This is a genomic window from Variovorax sp. Sphag1AA, assembly GCF_014192575.1.
Lineage (GTDB): Bacteria > Pseudomonadota > Gammaproteobacteria > Burkholderiales > Burkholderiaceae_C > Variovorax.
The window spans coordinates 151,507-169,515 of the sequence record NZ_JACHYC010000005.1 but is presented as its reverse complement, the minus strand read 5'-3'; the positions used below and the strand labels follow the sequence as shown (position 1 = coordinate 169,515).

Here is an 18,009-nt window from a genome sequence, read left to right as displayed (position 1 = left end):
TTGCCCCCGGCGAGGGGGTGCCTGAGCCACACGGAGTGGGCGAGGCTGGGGGAGAGCTTCATGACTAGTGTTCCGTTCCGAGATAGGCGGCGCGCACTTTGGGGCTCTCTTGCACTTCGGCCGGCGTGCCTTCCATCAGGTGCGTGCCGAACTCCATCACCACGATGTGGTCGCAGATGTCCATCACGAGGTCCATGTCGTGCTCGACCAGCAGGATGCTCATGCCTTCGTTGCGCAGTGTGCGGAGCACGTCGGCCAGCGCCTGCTTTTCCTTGTGCCGGAGGCCGGCGGCGGGCTCGTCGAGCAGCAGCAGGGCAGGGTCGGCGCACAGCGCGCGGGCGATCTCCAGCAGACGCTGTTGGCCCATCGCGAGGTTGCCTGCGAGCTCATGCAGGTAGTCGCCCATGCCGACGCGCTGCAACTGCCGCTCGGCTTCGCGGAACAGCTGGCGCTCTTCGGCGCGGTCGGTGTGCAGCATGGCCGCGACCGCGCCCTTGCCGCCGCGCAGATGCGCGCCCAGTGCAACGTTCTCGAGCACCGTCATGTCCGGCACCATCTTCACGTGCTGGAAGGTGCGCGAGACGCCACGCTGCGCAATGGCGCGTGACGAAAGGCCGCCGATGGCTTCGCTACGGAAGCGAACCTGGCCGCTCGAGAGCGACAGCACGCCGGTGACGAGGTTGAACGTGGTCGACTTGCCCGCGCCGTTCGGTCCGATGAGGCCGACCACCTGGCCTGCGCGCGTCTGGAAGCTGATGTCGTTCACCGCGACGAGTCCGCCGAAGGTCTTGCGGATCGACTGCACGTCGAGCACGACTTCGCCCTGCGTGGGCTTGGAACGAACAGGCAGGTCTGCCGCGTCGTGCCAATCCACGGTGCGCTGCCTGCGCGGCAGCCGGCGGTCGACGAAGTCCCAGAGCCCGTCGGGCAGGTACTTGAGCACCAGCACGATCATGATCCCGAAGACGATCAGCTCGTAGCTGCCGCTGGTGCCGATGAGCTTCGGCAGCAGCACCTGCAGTTGGTCTTCCAGCAGCTTGACCACGCCGGCGCCGGCGATCGCACCCCACACATGCGCTGCGCCGCCGAGCACCGTCATGAAGAGGTACTCGATGCCCATCTTGATGCCGAAGGGCGAGGGGTTCACGGTGCGCTGGAAGTGCGCGAAGAGCCAGCCCGAGATCGATGCCAGCATGGCGGCCAACACGAAGATGCCGACCTTGTGGCGCAGCGTGTTCACGCCCATCGCCTCGGCCATCTGCGAGCCGCCGGCCAGTGCGCGGATGGCGCGGCCGCTGCGTGAATCGAGAAGACGGATCACTGCAAACGCGGCGAGCAGCGCGAGCGTCCAGGTCACCGCGTAGAACACGCGCTGCTGGCCGACTTCGAGGCCGAAGAGCGTCAGGCCCTTCACGCCGAGGATGCCGTCGTACTTGCCCAGCGCTTCGAGGTTGCCCATGAGGTAGTAGAGCGACAGGGCCCAGGCGATGGTCGCGAGCGGTAGGTAGTGGCCGGACATCCGCAGCGTGATGCCGCCGATGATCGCGGCGCTGATGCCGGTGAGGGCAAGGCCGATGAACAGCGTGAGCCACGGCGAGAGGCCGAAGTTCACGCTCAGATAGGCGGTGGTGTAGGCACCGATGCCCACGAACGCCGCCTGCCCGAAGGAAGTGAGGCCGCCCACGCCGGTGAGCAGCACGAGGCCCAGCACCGGCAGCGTGTAGATGCCGATGTAGTTGAGCTGGATGATCCAGAAGTTGGGCAGCGGCAGCAGAGGCAGCACCGCGAGCACGATCACCAGCGCGAGCGGGCCCCAGGTGCGAAGTCCGCTCTTGCGCGGGGCGGTGGTCGCCGTTGAAGAAAGCGTGGCTTGCATGATCAGTGTTCTTCGTCGGAATGGCCGCTGCGCAGCGAGCGCCACAGGAGAACGGGAAGGATGATCGTGAAGACGATCACTTCCTTGAAGGAGCTGGCCCAGAACGAGCCGAAGGATTCGATGACCCCCACGCCGAGCGCTCCGATCAGCGCGCCCGGGTAGCTCGCAAGCCCCGCGATCACGCCGGCCACGAAGCCCTTGAGGCCAATGAGAAAGCCCGAGTCATAGAAGATGGTGGTGGTCGGACCGATCAGCAGGCCAGAGAGCGCGCCGATCAGTGCCGCCATCGCGAAGGTGAGTTGCCCCGCGGCCTGCGTCGAGATACCCATCAGCCGCGCACCGAGCCGGTTGACCGCCGTGGCGCGCAAGGCCTTGCCGTAGAGCGTGCGCTCGAAGTAGAGCCACAGCATCACGATCAATGCGGCCGAGGCAAGAAAGATGATGACCGCCTGCCCGTTCACGTTGAGCGGGCCGATGGAGAAGCGTTCGTCCCAGAACGGCGGATTGCGAAATCCTTCCGCGCCGAAGAACAGCAGACCGAGTCCGGTCATCGCGAAATGCACGCCGACCGAGACGATCAGCAGCACCAGCGAGCTCGCACCCGCGAGCGACTGGTAGGCGACGCGGTAGACCAGCGGTCCGTAGGCCGTGACGATGCAGAGCGTCAGGAACGCCTGCACCGCGAGCGGCAGGTTGCGCGGCGCGGCCCACGCCGACACCGCGCAGACGATGGCGGGCAGCACGAACATGCGCGCTGCAGCCTTGATCGCCGGCGCAATGTGGCCTCGGTGACGCCAGGTGCTCACGAGTTCCATGGCGGCCGCGACACCGGCGAGGATCAGCAACAGCCAGACCGTACCGGGCACCTTGCCGGTCTGGAAGATGGCGAGCGTCAGCGCGCCATAGGCGACGAATTCGCCCTGCGGAATGAAGATGACACGGGTCACCGTGAACACGAGCACGATGCCCATGCCGAGCAGCGCGTAGATCGCCCCGTTCGTGAGTCCGTCCAGCGTCAGGATGCTGGCAATTGAGAAGTCCATGGCGGGGCTCTATCGCGCGAAGCGCTTCCTGCGATTACTGGGGCTGCTCGACCTTGAACTGGCCGTTGACGACCTTCAGGATCACGCCGGTTTCGTTGGTGTAGCCCCAGTGGTTCTGCGGCGTCCACTCGAGCACGCCGTGCGCGATCGTCGTGCGGCCCATCGTCTCGAATGCGTCGCGCAGTGCGGAACGGAATTCGGGCGTGCCGGGCTTGGCTTTCTTGAGCGCGATCGGCACCGCCTTTTCGAGGATGGTGAGCGCATCGGCGCTGTGCGCGGCGAACTGGTTGCGCGAGTTCGGGCCGTAGGCCTTCTCGTATTCGGTGACGAAGGCCACTGCCTGCTTCTTCGACGGATGGGTCTCGGGCAACTGCTCGGCGACGGTGGCGGGGCCGGAGACGACGAAGGTGCCTTCGGCGTCCTTGCCGGCGGTGCGCATCAGATCCTGGGTCGCGGCGGCATGCGTCTGGTAGACCTTGCCCTTGAAGCCGCGCTCCATCACAGCCTTTTGCGGCATGCCCGCGCCGCTGCCCGAGGCCACGATCAGGATCGCATCGGGATTGGCCGAGGTGATCTTCAGCACCTGCGCGGTGACGCTGGTGTCGGCGCGACCGAAGCGCTCGGTGGCGACGATCTTCATGCCGTTCTTCTCGGCTTCGGCCTGCAGCGCCTTGAGCCACAGCTCGCCGTAGGCGTCGGTGTAGCCGAGGAAGCCGATGGTCTTCACCTTCTGGCTCTTCATGTGCTGTACGACGGCGTAGGCCATCACGTCATTCGACTGCGGCAGGCGGAAGGTCCACTTGTCCTTGCCTGGCGGCAGGCCGGCCGGCGAAGCAGCGAGCTGCGCAGTGCCCGATTCGGCGGCCACATCGGCCATGGGGATTGCGACCGGCGTCGCGGCCGAGCCAATGATGACGTCGACCTTGTCCTCGGTCACGAGGCGCTGCGCGTCCTTGACGCCCGTGGTGGGGTCGGTGGCATCGTCGAGCACCACGAGCTTGAGGTTCTCGCCGGCGATGGACTTGGGCCACAGCGCGATCTGGTTCTTCATCGGAATGCCGAGGCCCGATGCAGGGCCGGTGAGCGGCAGCACTACGCCCACGGTGAGGTCGGCATGCGCGATGCCGAAGAGGCCGAGCGCGAGCGCGGCGGCGAGGGATGCTTTCTTGAAGTTCATGAGGACTGTCTCCTTGGGTCGCTACAAAAGTTCGGTTCAGCGCGGTGCCATGCGCAGGGCGCCGTCGAGGCGGATCACTTCGCCGTTGAGATGGCCGTTGGTCACGATGTGGCAGGCCAGCTCGGCGAATTCCGAAGGCTTGCCAAGGCGCGGCGGGAAGGGGATCGATGCGGCGAGCGACTGCTGGACGGGCTCCGGCAGTTCCTTGAGCAACGGCGTCGCGAACAGCCCCGGCGCGACCGTGCAGACGCGGATGCCGTGCTGCGCGAGATCGCGCGCCATCGGCAGCGTCATGCCGACAAGGCCACCTTTCGAGGCGCTGTAGGCCTGCTGGCCGACCTGCCCATCGAATGCCGCGACCGATGCGGTGAACATCATCACGCCGCGCTCGCCGCCTTCCAGCGGTTCGAGCTTGGCGCACCGTGCTGCGTACAGGCGGCTGATGTTGTAGGCGCCGATCAGGTTCACGTTGACCACGCGCGTGAAGTCTTCGAGCGGTGCAGGGTTGCCGTCCTTGCCGACGATGCGCTTGGCGCTGCCGATGCCGGCGACGTTCATCAGGATGCGCGCGGGGCCGTGAGCGGCCTCGGCCTTGTCGAGTGCCGCATTGACGCTGTCGGCCTGCGTGATGTCGCAGACGCAGGCGATGCCGCCGATCTCGGCCGCAACCTTCTCCGCGAGCGCGGCGTTCACGTCCAGCACGGCGACCTTGGCGCCGAGCCGCGCGAGCTCGCGCGCAGTGGCTTCGCCGAGGCCGGATGCGCCGCCGGTGACGAGTGCGGCTTGTCCTTGGATGTTCATGTCGGGTGTCTCCTTGGGTTGTGCTTACTGGGGCTTCAACGTGAAAGGCAGCGCGTCGGTGTGCAGGGCTTCCACCAAATCGGCGCGGTGCTTGAGCACGGCGCGCTGGTTGATCGAGCCCTTGTCGGTCACCTCGCCCTTGTCGATCGAAGGCGGCTCCGAAACGACGTGCGCGCGCGCAATGCGGTTAGCGCTGCCGGTGCTCGATTTGGCGAGCGTGTCGAGCAGTTGCTGGATCTGCGCCTGCACCGGCGCGCTCTCGACCACCGCGCGCATCGGCGCGTCGGACGCAAGGCCTGCGAGCTGGCGCACTGCCTGCGTCGGGAAGATCAGCGCGCCGACTTCCTTGAGGTTGATGCCCGTCAGCACCACGTCCTGCACATAGGGCGCGCCGGCGGCAATGATCCTTGCGCGGAGCGGGCCGACGCTTACGAAGGTGCCGGTGGCGAGCTTGAAGTCCTCGGCGATGCGTCCGTCGAAGCGCAGGCCGCGGTGCACGTCGTTCTCGTCGATCCACTTCACCGCGTCGCCAGTGCACAGATAGCCTTCTTCGTCGAAGGCCTCGCGCGTGGCTTCCGGCGAGCGCCAGTAGCCTGGCGTGACGTTGGGGCCGCGATAGCGCACTTCGACCTTGCCGTCGACGTCGATGAGCTTGAGCGTCATGCCCGGCGTGGGCACACCGACATCGCCGGCACGCACGTCTGGGCTGTTGATGAACATCGCCGAAGGGCCGGATTCGGTCATGCCGAGGCCGGTCGCCATCACGATGCGTTCGCCGATCTCGGCTTCCTGGATTTCATGGAGCAGGTCCCACACCGGCTGGGCAAGCGCAGCACCGGAGTAGAAGAACATGCGCACGCGCGACAGCAGCGTCTTGCGCAGTTGCGCATCGGTCCGCATCGCATTGGCGATGGCCTCGAAGCCGGTCGGCACGTTGAAGTACACGGTCGGTGCGATCTCTCGCAGGTTGCGCAGCGTCTCGGCCATGCCGGCGGGGGTTGGCTTGCCGTCGTCGATGTAGAGCGTGCCGCCGTGATAGATCGTGATGCCGACGTTGTGGTTGCTGCCGAAGGTGTGGTTCCATGGGAGCCAGTCGACGAGCACCGGGGGCTCGTCGGCCAGCGATGGCATCGACTGCGCGATCTGCACCTGGTTGGCACACCACATGCGCTGCGTGTTGACGACCGCCTTGGGCATCTTGGTCGAGCCCGAGGTGAAGAGGAACTTGGTGATCGTGTCCGGCCCGGTGGCGGCCATCGCAGCGTCGACCGCCGGCGTGGCGGGTGTGTCCAGCAGGCTCTGGAAGGTGGTGATCGCGCGGCCTGCGAGTTCGGATGAGGGCGTTTCGTTGTGCAAGACCACTTCGACATCGGACGGCACCACCGACGCGATCGCACGACCGAAACGACTCGCGTCGCTTGCGAAGACCAACCCGGGCGTCAGCGTGTTGAAGATGTGGCGCAGCTTCTCGTAGTCCTGGCTGACGGTGGAGTACGCGGGCGAGGCAGGGCAATAGGGGATGCCGGCGTAGATGCAGGCGAGCGCGAGTTGCGCGTGCTCGAGGCTGTTCTCGCTCAGGATCATCACGGGCCGCTCGGCGTTGAGGCCGCGGTTGAGCAGCGCCTGGCCGATGCGGCGTGCGTCCTGCAGCACCTTCGCATAGCTGAGGTGTTGCCACTCGCCGGTCGTGCCGTCGGGCAGTTGCTCGCGGCGGGCCATGAAACTGCGGTCGGGTGCGGTCTCGGCCCAGTGCATCAGGCGGTCGGTGATGCGCTCCGCGTAGCTGCCGAGCGGCTCGGCTGCTTCGAGGTAGCGCACGCCGGCGGCGCCTTCGCGCACGTTGACGTGACGCACGCCGAAGGTCACCGGGCGGTAGCGCGGCGTGATGGTGGGTTGGCGGGTGACTGACATGGGAGTTCCGGGATGTCTCAGTTCTTCTGCACTTTGTTCGCCTTGCCTTCGAGGAAGGCGCGCACGCGCTCCTTGGCTTCGGGCGCGCTCTGGGCGATGCCGGCCATCAGCGCTTCGGTGAAGAAGCCATGGTCGGCCGGCTGCTCGGCGATTCGCGGCAGGGCGTGCATCAGTGCGTAATTGGTCAGCGGCGCATTCGTTGCGACGCGTTTGGCGAGTTCGACGGCCTTGTCGAAAGCAGTGCCCTCGGGAACGAGGTATTGCGCAAAGCCGGCGCGTTCGCCTTCCTCGGCGTTGTAGACGCGGCCTGTGAGCATCATGTCGGTCATGCGTGCCGCACCGATGAGCTTGGGGATGCGTACCGAGCCGCCGCCGCCGACGAAGATGCCGCGCGAGCCTTCCGGCAATGCGTAGAAGGTGGTGCTGTCCGCGACGCGGATATGGCAGGCGCTCGCGAGCTCCAGGCCGCCGCCGACGACCGCGCCGTGCAGCGCCGCGATCACCGGGACCGGGCCATGCTGGACGAGTTCGAGCGCCGCATGCCACGTGCGCGAATGGATGAGGCCCTGGCCCGCATCGCGCTCCTGGAGTTCGGAGAGATCGAGGCCGGCGCAGAAATGCGGGCCCTCGCCGTCGATGACCGCGGCGCGAACCGAGGACGGGAGGTTTTCAAACGTGTTGCGCAGCGCGAGGATCAGCGCATCGGACAACGCATTGCGCTTGCTGGCGCGGGTGAGGCGCACGATGGCGATGTTGTCCTGGAGTTCGAGCTGGAGATCGGTGTGGGTCATGATTGCATTCCGGGTTGCGATCGATTATGGTTATGAAAAATAACCAATTCAAGCCGCACATTGACCCGCGGCATGAGGACTTACCCTAAGCCTAAAACCCGTTGGAGACAACGCCATGGACTACGAGAACCTGATCGCCATCGACACTCACACGCATGCCGAGGTGAGTTGCTGGAATCCTTTCGACAACTACGGCGAGGAATACGACCGCGCGGCCGACAAGTACTTCCGTTCGAGCCGCCGGCCGACCATCCAGGAAAGCATCGACTACTACCGCGAACGCAAGATCGGCCTCGTGATGTTCATGGTCGACGCGGAGTCGAACCTCGGCCGCCGACGTATCCCGAACGAAGAGATCGCCGAGGCTGCGCAGAAGAACCCGGACATCATGATCGCCTTCGCCAGCATCGATCCCCACAAGGGAAAGATGGGTGCTCGCGAAGCGCGGCGGCTCATCGAGGAGCACGGTGTCAAGGGCTTCAAGTTCCATCCGACGGTGCAGGGCTTCCACCCGTACGACCGGATGGCATGGCCGATCTACGAAGTCATCAACGAGTACGGCCTGCCGGCGGTGTTCCACACCGGCCACAGTGGCATCGGTTCCGGCATGCGCTGCGGCGGCGGGCTGCGGCTCGAATACAGCAATCCGATGCATCTCGACGACGTGGCCATCGACTTCCCCGACATGCAGATCGTCATGGCCCACCCGAGCTTCCCGTGGCAGGACGAGGCGTTGAGCGTGGCAACGCACAAGCCCAACGTGTGGATCGACCTCTCCGGCTGGAGCCCGAAGTACTTCCCGAAGCAGCTGGTGCAGTACGCCAACACGCTGCTCAAGGACCGCGTGCTTTTTGGTAGCGACTATCCGCTGATCACCCCTGATCGCTGGATGAAGGATTTCGAGGAAGCCGGCTTCAAGCCGGAAGTGATGCCCGGCATCCTCAAGGACAACGCGATTCGCCTGCTAAAGCTCGCGAAGTAAAAGCGCGGACTCAGGAGGTCCGCTCGTCATCGATGCGGTCCCAGTCCACATGGGATCGCTCGCGCCGCTCTTCGCGCTCGCGCGCCATCTGCTCCTGGAACTGCTGTCGACCTTCCTTGGCAACCGCGATGAGCTTCGCGCGGTCCTTGTAGTGCGGATAGGTCTCGTGCATGAGCTGGATGTTGCGCAGCCGAAAACGCATCGCGGTTTCACGCGCTTCGTGCGCAGGCCAACCCAGCCCCTCGAGAACCGAGCGGGCGCTGCGCAGCGAGGACTCGAAGACTTCGCGTTCGATCGATTCGATCTTGCGGTCGAGCAAGTGGTAGAGGTGCGCCACGTTTCGCGCCCGCGCGACGATCTTCGCGTTGGGGAAGTTGTCGCGCAGCAGGTCGACGATCTTGAGCGACTGCTCCATGTCGTCCACCGCGACCACCACGACCTTGGCGGTGCCCGCGCCCGCCGTGCGCAGCAGGTCGAGCCGGGTTGCATCGCCATAGAACACACGGAAGCCGAACTCGCGCAGGCTTTCGATGGTGTCGGGGTCGTGGTCGAGCACGGTGATCTTCAGCCCTTGCGCGCTCAGCATGCGGCCGATGATCTGCCCATATCGGCCGAATCCGCAAATGACCACCTTCGCGTCCTGCTGTTCGGAGATTTCTTCCATCGAGCTCGGTTTCTGGACGGTGTGGCGCGCCAGCACCCACTTGTCGACGGCCACCAACAGCAGCGGCGAAATCAGCATCGACAGCGCGACCGCGCCGATCAGGAACGAGGCAACGTTGGCCGGTAGCACGTCCGGCCCAGCCGCCTGGAACACCACGAAGGCGAACTCGCCGCCCTGCGCGAGCAAGAGCGTGAACACCGGGCGCTGCTGGTAGGGCACATGCATCAGCTTGGCGAGTCCATAGATCACCGCGGCCTTCAGCGCCATGAATCCGATCACCACCGCCGCCATCAGCAGCGGATGCGCGATCAGCACGCCGAAATCGATGCTCATGCCCACTGCGATGAAGAAGAGGCCGAGCAGCAGGCCCTTGAAGGGCTCGATATCGGTTTCGAGCTCGCGGCGATATTCGCTTTCCGCCAGCAGCACACCGGCGAGAAAGGCACCGAGCGCCATCGACAGGCCGATGAATTGCATCAGCGCGGCAATGGCAACCACCAGCAGCAGAGAGGCGGCGGTAAAGATTTCGGGCGTCCTGCTGCGTGCGATCCATCGCAGCAATGGACGCAAGGCCAGCCGGCCGCCGATCACGATGGCGGCGATCACGGCGACGATCTTCAACCCTTCGATGAGCCGATCGGAACTGCTCACACCCGAATCGACGTCGTGACTGATGGCCAACAGCGGCAGCAACGCGAGGATCGGAATCGCGGCCACATCCTGGAACAGCAGGATCGAGAAGCCCGACTGGCCGCTCGGCGTCAGCAGCAGGTTGCGCTCTCCGAACACCTGCAGTGCGATCGCGGTCGACGAGAGCGCAAGTCCGAGCGCCGCCACCAGTGCGACTCGCCAGCTGGCGCCCGCGAGGCACCCGGCAAAGAACAGGATCGCTGCACATCCCAGCACCTGCGCCGAACCCCAGCCGAAGATCGGCCCGCGCAGGCTCCAGAGTCGCTTCGGCTCCAGTTCGAGTCCGACGAGAAACAGCATCAGCACCACGCCGAATTCGGCGAAATGAAGGATGTCCTCGACGTTCGTGACCAGCCCGAGTCCCCACGGCCCGATGGCGATGCCCGCCGCGAGGTAACCGATGATCGAGCCCAGCCCGATGGCTTTCGACAGCGGCACGACCAGCACCGCGGCGCCAAGATAGATGAGCGAGTTGAGCAGCCAGCCCGGCAGGTGGTGTTCCATCGTCAAGCTTCTTCCTGGCCGACAGGCCGATCGGTTTCGGGCACTACGCAGCTCGCGCATCCGTCGAGGTCGTCCAGCTCGGGCCAGTTCGGATAGGTCTGCAGCCGGTCCTTGAAGACGGCCACGTGCTCGGCCACGGCCGCATCCGACGCGCTGCGGGCGCCATGAAAGATCAGCGGCGGCAGGAAGCGCATGCCGCACAGGGCCGCGGTCTGTTCGTAGGGTGGCAGGAAGGCATCGAAGAAGTAGCGGTTGTAGCGCTGCGGGTGGTAGCTCTCTTCCGGGCCGCCGGTGGTCGCGACGAGCCAGACATCCTTGCCTTCGAGCTTGTTGCCGCCCCTGCCGTAGGCCCAGCCGTAACTGAGAACATCGTCCAGCCAGAGCTTCTGCAGCGATGGCATCGAGTACCACTGGATCGGATGCAGCAGCACGACCATCTCGGCGCGGGCGAGGCGTGCCTGCTCGGTCTTCACGTCGATCGCGTAGTCGGGGTAGCTGTTGTAGAGGTCGTTCACGTCGATGCCCGGGACATCGCGCGCCGCCTTCACCAACTGCAGGTTGACGCGGGAGTCGCGCCATCGGGGGTGGGCGGCGATCACGTAGACGCGGGCAGCGCTTTCCGTATTTGTTGTTGTCGGCATGGCGAGAACATAGCGCACTCGGCGGGCCGCTACCATGACGCCTGTCTTCAGTCTCGAGGAGTCACAGATGCCGGTGGTTCTGGTCGCCAATCCCAAGGGAGGGGTCGGAAAATCCACGCTCGCAACGAACATCGCGGGCTACCTCGCCAGCCGAGGTCATGCGGTGATGCTGGGCGACATCGATCGCCAGCAGTCTTCCAGACTCTGGCTGAGCCTGAGGCCGCCCGAGGCGCGCGAAATCCGGAGCTGGGATGCCTCCGATGATGGCGATGTGGTCCGCCCGCCGCGGGGCACGACGCACGCCGTCCTCGACACGCCGGCTGGCTTGCATGGCTCGCGCTTCAAGGAGGCGGTGGCGGTCGCCGACAAGGTGCTGGTTCCGCTTCAGCCCAGCATCTTCGACATCTACGCGACCCGCGACTTTCTCGACAAGCTGCTTTCGCACCGCCGCATCGACAAGACGCAGGTCGCGATCGTCGGCATGCGGGTGGACGCGCGGACCCTCGCAGCCGAACGCCTGAGGGAATTCGTCGCCGGGCTCGACGTGACCGTGCTCGGCGAGCTTCGCGACACGCAGAACTATGTGCAGCTCGCGGCGCGCGGGCTGACGCTGTTCGACATCGCTCCGGGCCGGGTTCAACGTGATCTGGAACAGTGGGAGCCGATCTGTCGCTGGCTCGATCAGTGACCTTTCGCTCGAGGCGCTGCTGGTTTTCCCTTATGGGGCATGTCGCGGCGCGGACAAGAGTCGCTTCAACCGGCCGCTAAAGTGAACCGCATGAAAAAGACCTTCCAGACCCTTCAGGATCTGGCCGCGTGCGTCGGCCAGGAAGTCGCGGTGAGCGAGTGGATCACCATCACGCAGGAGCAGGTCAACCTGTTCGCCGAAGCGACGGGCGACCATCAGTGGATTCACGTCGACGTTGAAAGGGCCAAGGCGGGACCTTTCGGCGGCCCGATCGCCCATGGCTTCCTGACGCTCTCGCTGGTGCCGCGCATCTTCGAAACCGCGATCAGCGTGGTCGAGTCGAGCATGGGTGTGAACTACGGTTTGAACCGCGTGCGCTTCATGTCGCCGGTGCCTGTCGGCGGACGGGTGCGCGGTCGTCTGAAGCTGCTGACCTCGGAGCCGATCCCGAACAACGGCCTGCAGATGGCGTGGGAAGTCACGATCGAACTCGAAGGATCGTCCAAGCCAGCCTGCGTCGCGGAGTCGGTGGCGCGGCGCTATCCCTGATCGACCGATCCGCCGCCGTGCCTACGCGAATCCGTTCTGGCGCCACGCCTCGAAAACGGTGACCGCGACCGCGTTCGACAGGTTCAGGCTGCGCTGACCTTCGCGCATCGGCAGGCGCAAGCGCTGCGCCAGCGGGAAAGATTCGCGCAACTCTGGAGCCAATCCGCGGGTTTCAGCGCCGAAGACGAGCCAGTCGCCAGGGCGGAATGAGATCTGATGCACCGGCTGGGACCCGTGTGTCGTGAGCGCGAACATGCGGTCGGTAGGTGGATGCTCTGCGTCCAGCAATGCCCGCCAGCTCGCATGCCGCAACACCTTCGCATACTCGTGATAGTCCAGGCCGGCCCGACGCAGCAGCTTGTCGTCCATGGAAAAGCCGAGCGGTTCGACCAGATGCAGCGTGCAGCCTGTGTTGGCTGCGAGCCGGATCACATTGCCGGTGTTCGGGGGGATCTCAGGCTCGACGAGAACGATATGGAACATGGCTGCGATTGTCCGCGCCGCCGCGGCGATCAGGCGGGTGGATCCGTTCGAGCCAGCACGATCGCCGTGATGTGCGCTGCACCGCCCCGGCGCAGGACCTCGGCAGCAGTGAAGACGGATGCGCCAGTGGTCATGACGTCGTCGACCAGCACGACACGCCGATCGCGCACGGCGCCAGCCCTGAGCGGCTCGAGGGCGAACATGCCTCGGAGATTGCGTAGCCGCTGTGCGCGAGACAGTTCGCTTTGTGCGGGCGCATCGCGGGTTCGGAGAAGAATTCCCGGGTCATGAATGGCCGGCGCGAGCCGCTTGGCCAGTTCGTGTGCCTGATTGAAGCCCCGCTCGCGCATGCGGGTGTTGGTCAGCGGCATCGGCAGCACGATATCGGCCTGTTCGATCGCCGCTTCGACCCACAGCGAGCTTTTCAGGAGCGTGGCGAGCGGCGTCGCGAGTCCGGGGTTGCCGCGAAACTTGAACTCTGCGATGCGCTCCGGCCAGGGCCAGGCATAGGTGCATGCGACATGGCAGGCGTCGACCGGCGGCGGGTTCGACACGCAGGCGCCGCAGCGCGCAACACCGGTGGGGACGGGTAGTGCGCAGGTCGTGCATCGTGGCATCGGCGGCGCGAAGCGCGCGACGCACGCATCGCAGATCGGCTGCGCCGGCCAGGCGCGGCAGATCGCGCACTGGCTCGGCAGTCCGGCGGCGATCGATTGAAAAGCCCTTGGGGCCCAGCGTCTGAGCATCCCTCAATATACTGAGCGGCCCATGCCTCCTGTCTCTCCTCAGCGCCCGCCGACCATCGATGCCCCGGCGGCCGCGCGGTGGAGCCGGCTTGCACCGCCTTCAGGATCGCCTTGGTTGCACGAGGAGATCGGGCGCCGCATGGAGGATCGGCTCCAATGGATCAAGTCACGCCCGGGCCGATGGGCTGACTGGTCGCCGCTTCGAGGCGGATTGGAAGCCCACGAATTGGTGGCGCGCCGGTACCGGGATGCTCCCGCCTATGTCATCGAACGCGAGCCTTCATTGGTCGCGCCGACCGAGAAAGCGCTGACCGCGCCGTGGTGGACCGCCCGGCGATGGCAGGGTGGCCAGCCGACGTTCGAAGCCCCGCCGGAAGATGGGGTGGATCTGCTCTGGGCCAACATGGCACTGCACATGGCCGCCGACCCCGGTGCGCTGATCAGTCAATGGCACAAGCTGGTGGCGACCGATGGTTTCCTGATGTTCTCCTGCTTCGGACCGGACACCCTGCAGGAACTGCGCGCGCTTCACGAGCGCCTCGGCTGGCCGCCGGCCAGCCACCAATTCACCGACATGCACGACTGGGGCGACATGCTGGTCGGCGCCGGTTTCGCCGAGCCTGTGATGGACATGGAGCGCATCGTCCTGACCTGGACGAGCGCGGATGCGGCGCTGACCGAACTGCGTTCGCTGGGTCGCAACCTCCATCCAGCGCGCTTTCCGGCGCTGCGTGGCAAGGCTTGGCGGAAGGCGCTGTGCGCGGCACTCCCCGCCCTTGCGCCCGCCGAAGAGGGTGGAGGGAAGATCGCGATGACCTTCGAAATCATCTACGGACACGCCTTCAAACCCGCGCCGCGAGTGGCGCTTTCCGCCGAGAGTGCAGTGTCGTTGCGCGAGATGCGCACCATGCTTCAACGCGGTCGCCCAGGTGCGTGAGTTCACGCGTGTTCACCCGCTACAATCCGGCGCTGCGTGAACTCCGGGTATTGTCCCGTGACCGAGGCCTGTCGAACATGGGTTTGACAGCGATCGACGCACCGATTTGCTGAACTCGCCCGTGTCGAATTCCGTGTTTCGTTTTGCCACCGTTTCAGGACAGAGCGTTCATTGGTTTCTGAAGCGCAATTGCTCGGTCACGCCGAGCCAGCTGGGCTGGCTGTACGTTTCTCTCTGCGTAGTTTCCCTAGGCATCAGCGCCGTCTTCTGGCTGAACGGTGCGCGCCTCGTCCTTCCATTCGCCTGGCTCGAGCTCACCGCAGTCGGGATCGCATTCATCCTCTACGCTCGCCACGCCACTGATGGCGAGAAGATTGCCCTGCAAGGCGGGCGGCTCGTGGTCGAGCTCGAAAACGGCGGCCACTACGAGCGCACGGAATTCTTGCCGCACCAGGTGCGGGTCGAGCCTCAGGACAGCGACCGTTCGCTGATCGAGGTCTCGGGTCAAGGTCGTTCGGTCAGGGTGGGGCGCTATGTGCGCCCGGAGTTGCGCGCGGCGCTGGCGCGCGAAATTCGCATGGCATTGCGTAGCGCCTGAGGGGGCCTGCGCAGTGCATCACCGTGGGGACCGGTGGGTTAACAGGAAAATGAAGAAGTGAACACGATGAAGAGCAATTGGCGGAACAAGATTTGGCCAGCGAATCTGCTGCTGGCGGCCAGTGCGGCGTTCAGCGGCGCAGCACACGCAGTCAATGACCTTCCCGGCGGTCCGTCGGTGCGTCAGCTGAATCTTCCTGTGGGTGTCACCAAGATCGCCCAGGAGCAGCACTTCCTCCACACCGTGATGCTGGTGCTTTGCACCGTCATCTTCGTGGCCGTGTTCGCCGTCATGTTCTATTCGATCTGGAAGCACCGCAAGTCGGTCGGCCACAAGGCGGCCAACTTCCATGAGTCGGTGGTGGTCGAAGTCATCTGGACGGTTGTCCCCTTCATCATCGTCATCCTGATGGCGCTGCCGGCAACCCGGGTTCTGGTGGCACAAAAGGACACCACCAACGCCGATCTCACGATCAAGGTCACCGGCTACCAGTGGAAGTGGGGCTACGACTATCTCAAGGGCGAAGGCGAGGGCCTGTCGTTCATCTCGACGCTCGACGCTTCGCACCGTGCCCTGTCGGATGCGGGTGCCCGCGGTGACGTGCCGGACAACTTCCTGCTGAAGGTCGATAACCCGCTGGTCGTTCCGGTTGATACGAAGGTTCGCATCATCACCACCGCCAACGACGTGATCCACGCCTTCGCCGTGCCGCAGTTCGGCGTCAAGCAGGACGCGATCCCCGGTTTCGTGCGCGACACCTGGTTCCGTGCCGAGAAGGTCGGCGACTACTACGGTCAGTGCCAGGAGCTTTGCGGCAAGGAACACGCCTACATGCCGATCCATGTGAAGGTGCTCGCCGCCGCTGACTACACCGCCTGGGTCGATGGCAAGCGCAAGGAAGCCGCGGCCAAGCAGGACGATCCCAACAAGGTCTGGACGCTGCCCGAAATGCTTGCGCGCGGCGAGAAGGTCTACGCCGCCAACTGCGCTGCCTGCCACCAGGCCAACGGCAAGGGCGCCGGCCCGATCAAGCCGCTCGACGGCTCGGCGACCGTGCTCAACGCGGACCACAAGCTGCAGCTCCATACGGTGCTCAATGGTCAGAACAACGGCGCAATGCCTGCCTGGAAGCAACTCAGCGACACCGATATCGCCGCCGTGGTGACCTTCACGAAGAACGCCTGGTCCAACAAGACCGGCCAATTGGTGCAACCGGCCGAAGTGCTGGCGGAGCGCGGCAAGTAAGCCGCCCGCCCCGTGAAGAAGAGTTTGAAGGAATACCCAAGATGAGCGCAGTCCTCGATCCCCACGGTCAAGCACACGGCCACGGCGACCATGCCCACGACGATCACCATCACGCGCCGACCGGTTGGCGCCGCTGGGTGTTCGCGACCAACCACAAGGACATCGGTACGCTGTACCTGCTGTTCTCGTTCACCATGCTGATGGTGGGCGGCATCCTGGCCCTGCTGATTCGCGCCGAGCTGTTCCAGCCCGGCCTGCAGCTGGTCAACCCCGAGCTGTTCAACCAGTTCACCACGATGCACGGCCTGATCATGGTGTTCGGCGCGATCATGCCGGCCTTCGTCGGGTTCGCGAACTGGATGATTCCGCTGCAAGTCGGTGCGTCGGACATGGCGTTCGCGCGCATGAACAACTTCAGCTTCTGGCTGCTGATCCCCGCGGCGCTCATGCTCGTCGGCTCGTTCTTCATGCCCGGCGGCGCACCCGCCGCAGGCTGGACGCTCTACGCGCCGCTTACGCTGCAGATGGGTCCCTCGATGGACGCCGGCATCTTCGCGATGCACATCATGGGCGCCTCGTCGATCATGGGCTCGATCAACATCATCGTGACCATCCTCAACATGCGCGCGCCCGGCATGACGCTGATGAAGATGCCGATGTTCTGCTGGACGTGGCTCATCACCGCCTACCTGCTGATCGCCGTGATGCCCGTGCTTGCCGGCGCCATCACGATGACGCTGACCGACCGCCACTTCGGCACCAGCTTCTTCAACCCCGCCGGCGGCGGCGACCCGGTGATGTACCAGCACATCTTCTGGTTCTTCGGCCACCCCGAGGTCTACATCATGATCTTGCCGGCCTTCGGCATCATCAGTCAGATCGTCCCGGCCTTCGCGCGCAAGAAGCTCTTCGGCTACGCCTCGATGGTTTATGCCACCTCGTCGATCGCGATCCTGTCGTTCATCGTGTGGGCGCACCACATGTTCACGACGGGCATGCCGCTCACCGGCCAGCTCTTCTTCATGTACGCGACCATGCTGATCGCGGTGCCGACGGCCGTGAAGATCTTCAACTGGATCGCCACGATGTGGCAGGGCTCGATGACCTTCGAGACGCCCATGCTGTTCGCAGTCGGCTTCATCTTCGTGTTCACGATGGGCGGCTTCACCGGCCTGATCCTCGCGGTCGCGCCGATCGATACGCAGCTGCAGGACACCTACTACGTTGTCGCCCACTTCCACTATGTGCTGGTGGCCGGCTCGCTCTACGCGATGTTCGCCGGCTTCTACTACTGGGTGCCGAAGTGGACTGGCGTGATGTACAACGAGACGCGCGGCAAGGTTCATTTCTGGTGGTCGCTGATCTCGTTCAACATCACCTTCTTCCCGATGCACTTCCTTGGCCTGGCCGGCATGCCTCGTCGCTACGCCGACTACCCGATGCAGTTCGCCGACTTCAATGCGGTTGCTTCGGTCGGCGCATTCGCGTTCGGGCTCGCGCAGGTCTATTTCTTCTTCTTCATCGTGCTGCCGACGATGCTCGGCAAGGGTGAAAAGGCGCCGCAGAAGCCTTGGGAAGCCGCCGAGGGTCTGGAATGGGAAGTGCCGTCCCCCGCACCGTTCCACACCTTCGAGACCCCACCCAAGCTCGACGCCACCGCCACCAAGGTGATCGGCTGAGGCA

Annotated in this window: 17 protein-coding genes; 7 read left to right on the top strand and 10 right to left on the bottom strand. The window is 65.0% G+C overall.

Annotated elements, in window-relative coordinates:
- Nucleotides 1-64: 64 nt before the first annotated feature.
- Genes FHW64_RS20280 through FHW64_RS20255 form a run of 6 tightly spaced genes read right to left on the bottom strand, consistent with a single transcriptional unit; the run spans nt 65 to nt 7,599 of the window.
- Nucleotides 65-1,876: an ABC transporter permease subunit gene (locus FHW64_RS20280; RefSeq protein WP_184529535.1), complete on the bottom strand. Its 1,812-nt coding sequence runs from the start codon at nt 1,874-1,876 to the stop codon at nt 65-67.
- A 2-nt stretch (nt 1,877-1,878) separates the two neighbouring features.
- On the bottom strand, nt 1,879-2,919 hold the full coding sequence (locus FHW64_RS20275) for a branched-chain amino acid ABC transporter permease (protein WP_184529533.1): 1,041 nt from the start codon (nt 2,917-2,919) through the stop codon (nt 1,879-1,881).
- Between the two features lie 34 nt (nt 2,920-2,953).
- Nucleotides 2,954-4,096, bottom strand: a complete 1,143-nt coding sequence (locus tag FHW64_RS20270) for an ABC transporter substrate-binding protein (RefSeq protein WP_184529531.1) — start codon at nt 4,094-4,096, stop codon at nt 2,954-2,956.
- A gap of 36 nt (nt 4,097-4,132) precedes the next feature.
- On the bottom strand, nt 4,133-4,897 hold the full coding sequence (locus FHW64_RS20265) for an SDR family NAD(P)-dependent oxidoreductase (protein WP_184529529.1): 765 nt from the start codon (nt 4,895-4,897) through the stop codon (nt 4,133-4,135).
- A gap of 24 nt (nt 4,898-4,921) precedes the next feature.
- Entirely contained in the window at nt 4,922-6,808 is a 1,887-nt protein-coding gene (locus FHW64_RS20260) for a feruloyl-CoA synthase (RefSeq protein WP_184529527.1), read from the bottom strand.
- A 17-nt stretch (nt 6,809-6,825) separates the two neighbouring features.
- Nucleotides 6,826-7,599 (bottom strand): crotonase/enoyl-CoA hydratase family protein, encoded by a 774-nt coding sequence (locus FHW64_RS20255; protein WP_184529525.1) that lies wholly within the window; start codon nt 7,597-7,599, stop codon nt 6,826-6,828.
- A 115-nt stretch (nt 7,600-7,714) separates the two neighbouring features.
- On the opposite strand from FHW64_RS20255, the gene FHW64_RS20250 reads away from it, so the two are divergent.
- A complete protein-coding gene (locus tag FHW64_RS20250; protein WP_184529523.1) occupies nt 7,715-8,581 on the top strand; it encodes an amidohydrolase family protein in 867 nt (288 codons plus the stop codon).
- A gap of 10 nt (nt 8,582-8,591) precedes the next feature.
- On the opposite strand, the gene kefC is transcribed toward FHW64_RS20250, so the two are convergent.
- Together kefC and FHW64_RS20240 are read right to left on the bottom strand one after the other, a co-directional pair.
- Complete coding sequence (gene kefC, locus FHW64_RS20245; protein WP_184529521.1) at nt 8,592-10,439, bottom strand: glutathione-regulated potassium-efflux system protein KefC; 1,848 nt, start codon at nt 10,437-10,439, stop codon at nt 8,592-8,594.
- A gap of 2 nt (nt 10,440-10,441) precedes the next feature.
- Entirely contained in the window at nt 10,442-11,080 is a 639-nt protein-coding gene (locus FHW64_RS20240; protein ID WP_184529520.1) for an NAD(P)H-dependent oxidoreductase, read from the bottom strand.
- A 67-nt stretch (nt 11,081-11,147) separates the two neighbouring features.
- On the opposite strand from FHW64_RS20240, the gene FHW64_RS20235 reads away from it, so the two are divergent.
- Nucleotides 11,148-11,768: a ParA family protein gene (locus tag FHW64_RS20235; protein WP_184529518.1), complete on the top strand. Its 621-nt coding sequence runs from the start codon at nt 11,148-11,150 to the stop codon at nt 11,766-11,768.
- A gap of 90 nt (nt 11,769-11,858) precedes the next feature.
- A complete protein-coding gene (locus FHW64_RS20230; RefSeq protein WP_184529516.1) occupies nt 11,859-12,317 on the top strand; it encodes a MaoC family dehydratase in 459 nt (152 codons plus the stop codon).
- Nucleotides 12,318-12,338: 21 nt separating this feature from the next.
- On the opposite strand, the gene trmL is transcribed toward FHW64_RS20230, so the two are convergent.
- Both trmL and FHW64_RS20220 read right to left on the bottom strand, forming a co-directional pair.
- Entirely contained in the window at nt 12,339-12,800 is a 462-nt protein-coding gene (trmL, locus tag FHW64_RS20225) for a tRNA (uridine(34)/cytosine(34)/5-carboxymethylaminomethyluridine(34)-2'-O)-methyltransferase TrmL (protein ID WP_184529514.1), read from the bottom strand.
- Between the two features lie 29 nt (nt 12,801-12,829).
- Nucleotides 12,830-13,546, bottom strand: coding sequence for a ComF family protein (locus tag FHW64_RS20220; protein WP_184529512.1), 717 nt, complete (start codon nt 13,544-13,546; stop codon nt 12,830-12,832).
- Between the two features lie 22 nt (nt 13,547-13,568).
- Here FHW64_RS20220 and FHW64_RS20215 point away from each other — a divergent pair, with 22 nt between their 5' ends.
- From FHW64_RS20215 to ctaD, 4 genes are all read left to right on the top strand, one after another.
- Nucleotides 13,569-14,483 carry a biotin synthase gene (locus tag FHW64_RS20215; protein WP_184529510.1) on the top strand — a complete coding sequence of 305 codons (915 nt, stop codon included), beginning with the start codon at nt 13,569-13,571 and terminating at the stop codon, nt 14,481-14,483.
- Between the two features lie 121 nt (nt 14,484-14,604).
- Nucleotides 14,605-15,081 carry a DUF2244 domain-containing protein gene (locus FHW64_RS20210; protein ID WP_184529508.1) on the top strand — a complete coding sequence of 159 codons (477 nt, stop codon included), beginning with the start codon at nt 14,605-14,607 and terminating at the stop codon, nt 15,079-15,081.
- A gap of 66 nt (nt 15,082-15,147) precedes the next feature.
- Nucleotides 15,148-16,326: a cytochrome c oxidase subunit II gene (gene coxB, locus FHW64_RS20205; RefSeq protein ID WP_184529507.1), complete on the top strand. Its 1,179-nt coding sequence runs from the start codon at nt 15,148-15,150 to the stop codon at nt 16,324-16,326.
- Between the two features lie 41 nt (nt 16,327-16,367).
- Nucleotides 16,368-18,005: a cytochrome c oxidase subunit I gene (gene ctaD / locus FHW64_RS20200; protein WP_184529505.1), complete on the top strand. Its 1,638-nt coding sequence runs from the start codon at nt 16,368-16,370 to the stop codon at nt 18,003-18,005.
- Nucleotides 18,006-18,009: the final 4 nt, after the last annotated feature.

Bases quoted from the DNA above. Each gene is read 5' to 3' on its own strand.
- FHW64_RS20280 (WP_184529535.1), bottom strand. From the start codon at position 1,876: ATGCAAGCCACGCTTTCTTCAACGGCGACCACCGCCCCGCGCAAGAGC.
- FHW64_RS20275 (WP_184529533.1), bottom strand. From the start codon at position 2,919: ATGGACTTCTCAATTGCCAGCATCCTGACGCTGGACGGACTCACGAAC.
- FHW64_RS20270 (WP_184529531.1), bottom strand. From the start codon at position 4,096: ATGAACTTCAAGAAAGCATCCCTCGCCGCCGCGCTCGCGCTCGGCCTC.
- FHW64_RS20265 (WP_184529529.1), bottom strand. From the start codon at position 4,897: ATGAACATCCAAGGACAAGCCGCACTCGTCACCGGCGGCGCATCCGGC.
- FHW64_RS20260 (WP_184529527.1), bottom strand. From the start codon at position 6,808: ATGTCAGTCACCCGCCAACCCACCATCACGCCGCGCTACCGCCCGGTG.
- FHW64_RS20255 (WP_184529525.1), bottom strand. From the start codon at position 7,599: ATGACCCACACCGATCTCCAGCTCGAACTCCAGGACAACATCGCCATC.
- FHW64_RS20250 (WP_184529523.1), top strand. From the start codon at position 7,715: ATGGACTACGAGAACCTGATCGCCATCGACACTCACACGCATGCCGAG.
- kefC (WP_184529521.1), bottom strand. From the start codon at position 10,439: ATGGAACACCACCTGCCGGGCTGGCTGCTCAACTCGCTCATCTATCTT.
- FHW64_RS20240 (WP_184529520.1), bottom strand. From the start codon at position 11,080: ATGCCGACAACAACAAATACGGAAAGCGCTGCCCGCGTCTACGTGATC.
- FHW64_RS20235 (WP_184529518.1), top strand. From the start codon at position 11,148: ATGCCGGTGGTTCTGGTCGCCAATCCCAAGGGAGGGGTCGGAAAATCC.
- FHW64_RS20230 (WP_184529516.1), top strand. From the start codon at position 11,859: ATGAAAAAGACCTTCCAGACCCTTCAGGATCTGGCCGCGTGCGTCGGC.
- trmL (WP_184529514.1), bottom strand. From the start codon at position 12,800: ATGTTCCATATCGTTCTCGTCGAGCCTGAGATCCCCCCGAACACCGGC.
- FHW64_RS20220 (WP_184529512.1), bottom strand. From the start codon at position 13,546: ATGCTCAGACGCTGGGCCCCAAGGGCTTTTCAATCGATCGCCGCCGGA.
- FHW64_RS20215 (WP_184529510.1), top strand. From the start codon at position 13,569: ATGCCTCCTGTCTCTCCTCAGCGCCCGCCGACCATCGATGCCCCGGCG.
- coxB (WP_184529507.1), top strand. From the start codon at position 15,148: ATGAAGAGCAATTGGCGGAACAAGATTTGGCCAGCGAATCTGCTGCTG.
- ctaD (WP_184529505.1), top strand. From the start codon at position 16,368: ATGAGCGCAGTCCTCGATCCCCACGGTCAAGCACACGGCCACGGCGAC.